Source organism: Sphingomonas sp. Ant20 (assembly GCF_000783375.1).
GTDB lineage: Bacteria > Pseudomonadota > Alphaproteobacteria > Sphingomonadales > Sphingomonadaceae > Sphingomonas > Sphingomonas aerolata.
The window spans coordinates 20,936-27,208 of record NZ_JRVI01000199.1; the positions used below are offsets into that span (position 1 = coordinate 20,936).

Genomic DNA, 6,273 nt, shown 5'->3' on the forward strand with positions numbered 1-6,273 from the left:
CGAGAGCGTGATCAATCGCGTCGGGTCGACTGATGGCGATTCTCCGTCCTGTGTTAAGCCTTGGCTCTGCGACGCCTGTAGGCATCCAAGAACGGTTTTTCGGCATCGGTTGGCTCGCGACCTTTCAAATCGATATCTGGTCCGGGTTCACCGGTAAATTCGATCGCAAAATAGCGCTGCGATGCAATGAGGTCGATGTTCACGAACCCCAAATCTGCATCGAACCGCATCTTCGCTATCAGACCGTTAAGCGCATTCTTGATCGTGATGCGCGCCTTAAGACCATCATCATTGTCTTGATCGATTTCAGCCCGGATTGCCGCCACGCGTTTGACATGAATTGCCGGGTCCACCTTGCCGCGTGCAATTTCCATCTCTTTTTCGAGTTCGACCAACGCGGCTTTCGCGTCCGCTTCCTCTTTCTCAAGCGCATCGAAGCGACGCCGTAGGCGCTCACTCAAACTACCCGCCATGTTTTCAGCCATGTTATCGAGTTGCGTTCCAAAGTCTTCTATGACCCGGCGATGGTCAGCAATGAGCGAATTAAGAGCGGCTATCTCGGCATCGTTGCTAAAATGCTGGTCATCGAGTGCCGATGATAGCAGCTTGTCGAGCAGTGTCTTTAAGATAGGGCGGTAGTGCCACATCATCTTTTCTTCACATCGAGGCAAACCATCGACGTTGGTCTTGTTCATGAAATAATTGCTGCATTGTAGGTATGCGTCATCCACTCCGGTTTTCTTGCGGGGCTTGCGCTGAAAATACATCTTTGCGTTGCAGTGCTGACAGACAGCGATATCCGCAAACAAGTTTCGCACGAGGATCGATCGCCCGCGACCTTCGCGATTGTGACCCGATCTTGGCGCGTGCGCAGCTTGCCAAAGTTCGTTCGAAATAATTTGAGGGAAGTAATCAGGGATCGGGTCACCAAAGGTGCGATCCTGCGCCCTCGACTTGTGCTGATATTCCCCGATGACCGCGCGACTATCGATCAACGCTTTCACGCTCGACGGTCCCCAGCCATCGCCACCACGGAAGGGCGGCACACCGTCGCCGTTCAAGATGCGCGTGATAGCGACCTTGGCTACACCGCTGGCGTAAAGCTCGAAGATGCGTTGCACGACTGCAACCTTGTCGGGGATGGGTTCGAAGAACCTACGGCATGGCGAAAGCGACAACCACGCCGGACATGTCGAGGAAGTGTGAACCTTGCGAGCGACGCGACCCAACAAAGTCTTCTCTTGAAGAAAGTCACCAACGATTGGTGTGAACCCTACCGCGAGCGTCGATAGCTCATAGGTATCGGTAGAGCGGCGCGTCTTGACCGTGATATCAATTCCGGTGTCGATCGGGGTTGATACGCTCGCCAGATAGTCCACCCCTATGGCGGTTCCGGGGCGCTCAACATAGACATTCATACCATCACGGATCGATGCCCAAGCTTGTTGCAGCAGGACTACCTTGCGGGTCATTTCGGTGTTGGCGCGTTCGGAATCGTCCAAGAGCGCGCGTAGCTGGTCCCCTTGGTTCCGCATCGACGCTTGGTCTACGATCATCTTATTGTCGCATAGGACTACCGTTAGACCCGCGTTGGTGACCTTGAAGAACCATTCAAGGACTTCTCCGGGAGACTTTCGCGATAGGCGGTCAAGTTGCTCGACGAGCAGAATGATATCGCGTCCACCTTCGCGACAAATCTTGTCGGTAAACTTCCCCAACTCACCCGTTGGTGCGAGATTGTGACCCTTGAATCCTGACACGCCTTCGTCGCGTAGCCACTCATTTTCCGGTGGCAGCGTCCACCCCTTTTCCGCCGCATAGCGGGTGATGGTTCCGGTCTGGCGGGGGATCGTCGAGCCCGATGTTTGCTTCTCGCTCGACCAACGCAGGTAGGGAATGACACGCATGGAACACCTCTTTCGAGGCCGGTTATAGAACCGTTAGAAAAAGACATCCATCCTCGACCCGGTGACCTTCCCATAGGCCGCCCGGGCCGCGGAACGTCGCGATGCCGCTTTCGGCGGAGATGCCCGCGCCCGTCAGAATGACGATGTTTCGTAGATCCTGCATCGTCACCCTCTACGTATGGCGCTGTCGCCGGGATAGTCGAAGTCGCGCCGATATCTCGCGTCTCCGAGCATCGGGTCGGCGGGATGCGCCCGGTTGCTCGTTTACGGCGTTGAACCGAACCGACCATGTCTTTGTGGCCGGCCGCACACCGTTCGCCGATGCCGTCATGGCACCGCGCGCCATGATATTCGAAGGATCCAATGCGATGGTGACCAAAAAAAAAACTGATGCTGTTGAGCGGCGTGATCGCGGTCCTCGGCGGCTGTGGCGACACGACATCGACCGGCACCAACACTGCCACCGTCAATACCAGCGCGGCGGCAAGCGCAGCGTCCGACGTTACCCGCGTTCGCGGCGTGATCACCGCGGTCGGCGCCGACGCGCTGACCGTCCAGACCTATGACGGCAAGTCGGTCAGCGTGCCGCTCGATGCAAAGACCAAGGTCGCCTGGGTGGTGAAGTCCGATCTGTCGACGCTGAAGGACGGGGACTTCATCGGCACGGCCACGACCGGTCCCGATGACGCACTGCGCGCGGTCGAGCTCGTCATCTTCCCCGAGGCGATGCGCGGGACCGGCGAGGGCCATTATCCCTGGGACGTTCCCGGCGTGGTCGCGGCTGCCGGCGGCGGCGCGGCCGATGGGCAGAGCGCGATGACCAACGGCACCGTCGACGGGCAGACCGCGATGACCAATGGCACGGTCGATCAGCAGAGCGGGATGACCAACGGCACGGTGACCGGCGGGGCGGGCAAGCCCGGCGAAACCAAGCTCAGCATCTCGTACAAGGGCGGCAAGGCGCAGGTCGTCGTGCCCGTCGGCACGCCGATCGTCCGGTTCGAGCCGGCCGAGCGATCGGTCCTTGCAAAGGGCCAGAAGCTGTTCGCGATCACCTTGGCCGGCGCGTCGGGGGCGAGGTCCGTCGCGGTCGGCAAGGATGGCCTGACGCCGCCGATGTAAGACTGCTGCACGTAATCACAGCCTGAGGGGCTGGAGTGGTGATGTGTCCACTCCAGCCCCTTTTGTTTGGAGAACCTTACACGTCGGATCTCGTGCAGGCGCGGACGCGTGGCGGGTCGCGCGGCGATCCCCCGACCGACCCTATCTTCATAAATCACCCGATCGCCGCTAAGACGCCTGCAAACCCGTATCCGTAAAGGCGCTGCATGACCGTCATCACCGAAGCCGACCTGATCGAAAGCGTCGCCGACGCGCTCCAGTTCATCAGCTACTACCATCCGATGGACTACATCCGTGCGCTGGGCGTCGCGTACGAAGCCGAGCAGAGCCCCGCCGCCAAGGATGCGATCGCGCAGATCCTGACGAACAGCCGGATGTGCGCAGAAGGCCACCGCCCGATCTGCCAGGATACCGGCATCGTCACGATCTTCGTGAAATGGGGCCAGGACTGCCGTCTCGATTCGACCCGCTCCTTGCAGGAGGTGATCGATGAAGGCGTCCGCAAGGCGTATCTCAACCCCGAGAACAAGCTGCGCGCCTCGATCCTCGCCGATCCCGCCTTCACGCGCCGCAACACCAAGGACAACACGCCCAGCGTGATGCATGTCGAGATGGTGCCCGGCAACACCGTCTCGATCGACGTCGCTGCCAAGGGCGGCGGCAGTGAGAACAAGTCGAAGTTCAAGATGATGAACCCGAGCGATTCGATCGTCGACTGGGTGCTCGAGATGATCCCGCAGATGGGCGCGGGCTGGTGCCCGCCGGGGATGCTCGGCATCGGCATCGGCGGCACCGCGGAAAAGTCGATGATCCTCGCCAAGCAGTCGCTGATGGGCGCGATCGACATGGCGCAGCTGAAGGAACGCGGTCCGAAGAACGACATCGAGGCGCTGCGGATCGAGATCTACGACAAGGTCAACGCGCTCGGCATCGGCGCGCAAGGGCTGGGCGGGCTCTCCACCATCCTCGACGTCAAGATTTTCGACTGGCCGACGCATGCCGCGTCGAAGCCGGTCGCGATGATCCCGAACTGCGCCGCCACGCGCCATGCGCATTTCGTGCTCGACGGGTCGGGGCCGGTGTATCTGGAGGCACCGAAGCTCGAGGAATGGCCTGACGTCAACTGGACGCCCGACAAGGCCGCGATCCGGGTCGACCTCGACACGCTGACTCCCGAGGTCGTGCAGACGTGGAAGCATGGCGACCGGCTGCTGCTGAACGGCAAGATGCTGACCGGGCGCGACGCCGCGCACAAGCGGATCGCCGACATGCTGGCCAGGGGCGAGGAGCTGCCCGTCGATTTCCGTGGTCGCGTGATCTATTATGTCGGGCCGGTCGATCCGGTCGGCGACGAGGTGGTCGGGCCCGCGGGCCCCACTACCGCGACGCGGATGGACAAGTTCACGCGCATGATGCTCGACCAGGGCCTGCTCGCGATGGTCGGCAAGGCCGAGCGCGGCGGCGATGCGACCAAGGCAATCGCCGAGGCCAAGTCGGCCTATCTGATGGCGGTCGGCGGTGCGGCCTATCTGGTAGCGCGCGCGATCAAGGGATCGAAGGTCGTCGGCTTCGAGGATCTGGGTATGGAAGCGATCTACGAATTCGAGGTCGCCGATTTCCCGGTGACGGTCGCGGTCGATTCGGCGGGCGAGAACGTCCACCAGCTGGCGCCGCTCGTCTGGCGCGAGAAGATCGCGCGGGAGGGGCTGCTCGCGCCGGCGTGACCGTTCGTCCTGATGACGTGGAACGGGGAGGGCAGCCCTTCCGTTGAGCTTGCGAACCAGAGGAGTTTCGTATGTTCAAGCCCGCCAACCCCGTCGTCGCGATCGCGGTCGCAACATTGATGACGACGAGCGCCGTTGCCCAGAGCGGGGCACCCGCGCCCGCGCCGCGTACGTCCAGCGGGGGCCTCGGTAGCTTGGGTGACAGTCTTGGCGGGCTCGGCGGCGGACTGGGTGGCCTGCTTGGCGGTGGCGCGTCGAGCATCGGTTCGATCGGGGCTGGCAATGCAGCAGGTCTGCTAGGCTATTGCCTCAAGAACAACCTGCTCGGTCAGGGCGGCGCACTAGGCGCGTTAACGGGGCGGCAAACGGCGCCCCAGACCCGGACGCAGTCCCCTGCGACGGGCCAGGCGGCAGGCGCGCAGTCGATCCTGCAGCGGTTGACCGGGCGGCAGGGCGTGCGGACGTCGCCTGGCTTTGCAGCGGGACAGGCGGGGGAGCTTCAGGCGCCGAACGGTCAGGGGCTGTCGCTCGACAATCTCGGCGGACAGGTGAAGACGAAGATGTGCAGCCTCGTGCTCAACCGGGCCAAGGCGTTTCTGTAACCGGCGCATGCGCTAGGGCGGCTAGCCGTCGCCCGTCCCGTCATCCTGACGAAAGTCAGGATCCAGGGTAATTAGGGGCAACCTGCGTGGCTCTGGATCCTGACTTTCGTCAGGATGACGGTGTGGGTTGGGGGAGCACCGTTCTCTTAAGGATGCGGGGCAACGTCCGCATCCTCCAAACAAAACCACCCAGAAATGAAAAGAGGTTGCCGGGGCGTCTCACGACGACCCGACAACCTCCTGACATGGTCAGCGGCCGGAGAGCTCCAGCCCGGAGGACCATGCGTACCACCTCATCCTGTGCCATGCGCGTTGATTGGAGGGCGATACCTCCCGCACATGCCGTCGGATATCAGTAGCGCGTCCCCCGAACGAACCGAACCGAACTCACTGCTGAACCATGAGACATCGGATCACCTCCTTTCGCTTGTTGAAACAACGCGGCCAAGCCTGACCGCAACCGCAATGTGTGCCGGGTGCCCTGTTGATACAAGTCTTGTTTTGCAGAAGATTTCGCGCAATCCTCAAAGGCTGTGCGGCACGCTGGGCATATGCCCGCCCTTACCCGCGACAATCCTCGGTCACGCGTTCGATCTCCGCCCATGAGGGGATGACGAGAGCGGGCTGACCCTCCTGGTCGATCACGAACCGACCGCGGCTGAACCCCATCGCCTCGAGCAGCGGATCGCTGGCCGGCAGCGTCGCCGTCACGGTGCCGGGCGTGCTGCCGGGCTGGACCGACAGCGCGCGCGTGACGCTCGACGTGCGGATCGTCATCGGCGTGGCGGCCGCGGCGGTGCGCGACAGATGGATTTGCCGCGTGCCGGTATCGCACTGGAGTGTCAGTGCGGGCAGCGCCGCCTGCGCTCCGAAACTCGCCACCGATCCGCGCGGATCGCGGCGATAGGTCCAGCTTCC

5 protein-coding genes and 1 pseudogene are annotated in these 6,273 nt (G+C 62.1%); 3 read left to right on the plus strand and 3 right to left on the minus strand.

The genetic code is table 11. The features are described from left to right. Positions 1-53: 53 nt before the first annotated feature. Both NI18_RS18055 and NI18_RS23655 read right to left on the minus strand, forming a co-directional pair. Positions 54-1,907: a recombinase family protein gene (locus NI18_RS18055; protein WP_037531973.1), complete on the minus strand. Its 1,854-nt coding sequence runs from the start codon at positions 1,905-1,907 to the stop codon at positions 54-56. A 43-nt stretch (positions 1,908-1,950) separates the two neighbouring features. Further along, a pseudogene (locus NI18_RS23655) lies at positions 1,951-2,070 on the minus strand (Sir2 family NAD-dependent protein deacetylase); the annotation flags it as partial. 227 nt (positions 2,071-2,297) lie between these two features. On the opposite strand from NI18_RS23655, the gene NI18_RS18060 reads away from it, so the two are divergent. The 3 genes from NI18_RS18060 (at position 2,298) to NI18_RS22615 (ending at position 5,355) form a co-directional block, all read left to right on the plus strand. After that, a complete protein-coding gene (locus NI18_RS18060; protein ID WP_037531975.1) occupies positions 2,298-3,029 on the plus strand; it encodes a hypothetical protein in 732 nt (243 codons plus the stop codon). Positions 3,030-3,235: 206 nt separating this feature from the next. Next, positions 3,236-4,753, plus strand: coding sequence for a fumarate hydratase (locus tag NI18_RS18065; protein ID WP_037531977.1), 1,518 nt, complete (start codon positions 3,236-3,238; stop codon positions 4,751-4,753). A gap of 71 nt (positions 4,754-4,824) precedes the next feature. Further along, on the plus strand, positions 4,825-5,355 hold the full coding sequence (locus NI18_RS22615) for a DUF2501 domain-containing protein (RefSeq protein ID WP_052149325.1): 531 nt from the start codon (positions 4,825-4,827) through the stop codon (positions 5,353-5,355). A 561-nt stretch (positions 5,356-5,916) separates the two neighbouring features. On the opposite strand, the gene NI18_RS18075 is transcribed toward NI18_RS22615, so the two are convergent. Next, on the minus strand, positions 5,917-6,273 hold a 357-nt coding region (locus NI18_RS18075), incomplete at its 5' end, for a hypothetical protein (RefSeq protein ID WP_037531979.1).

Coding starts and splice junctions, on each gene's coding strand:
- NI18_RS22615 (WP_052149325.1), top strand. CDS start 4,825: ATGTTCAAGCCCGCCAACCCCGTCGTCGCGATCGCGGTCGCAACATTG.
- NI18_RS18060 (WP_037531975.1), top strand. CDS start 2,298: ATGCTGTTGAGCGGCGTGATCGCGGTCCTCGGCGGCTGTGGCGACACG.
- NI18_RS18065 (WP_037531977.1), top strand. CDS start 3,236: ATGACCGTCATCACCGAAGCCGACCTGATCGAAAGCGTCGCCGACGCG.
- NI18_RS18055 (WP_037531973.1), bottom strand. CDS start 1,907: ATGCGTGTCATTCCCTACCTGCGTTGGTCGAGCGAGAAGCAAACATCG.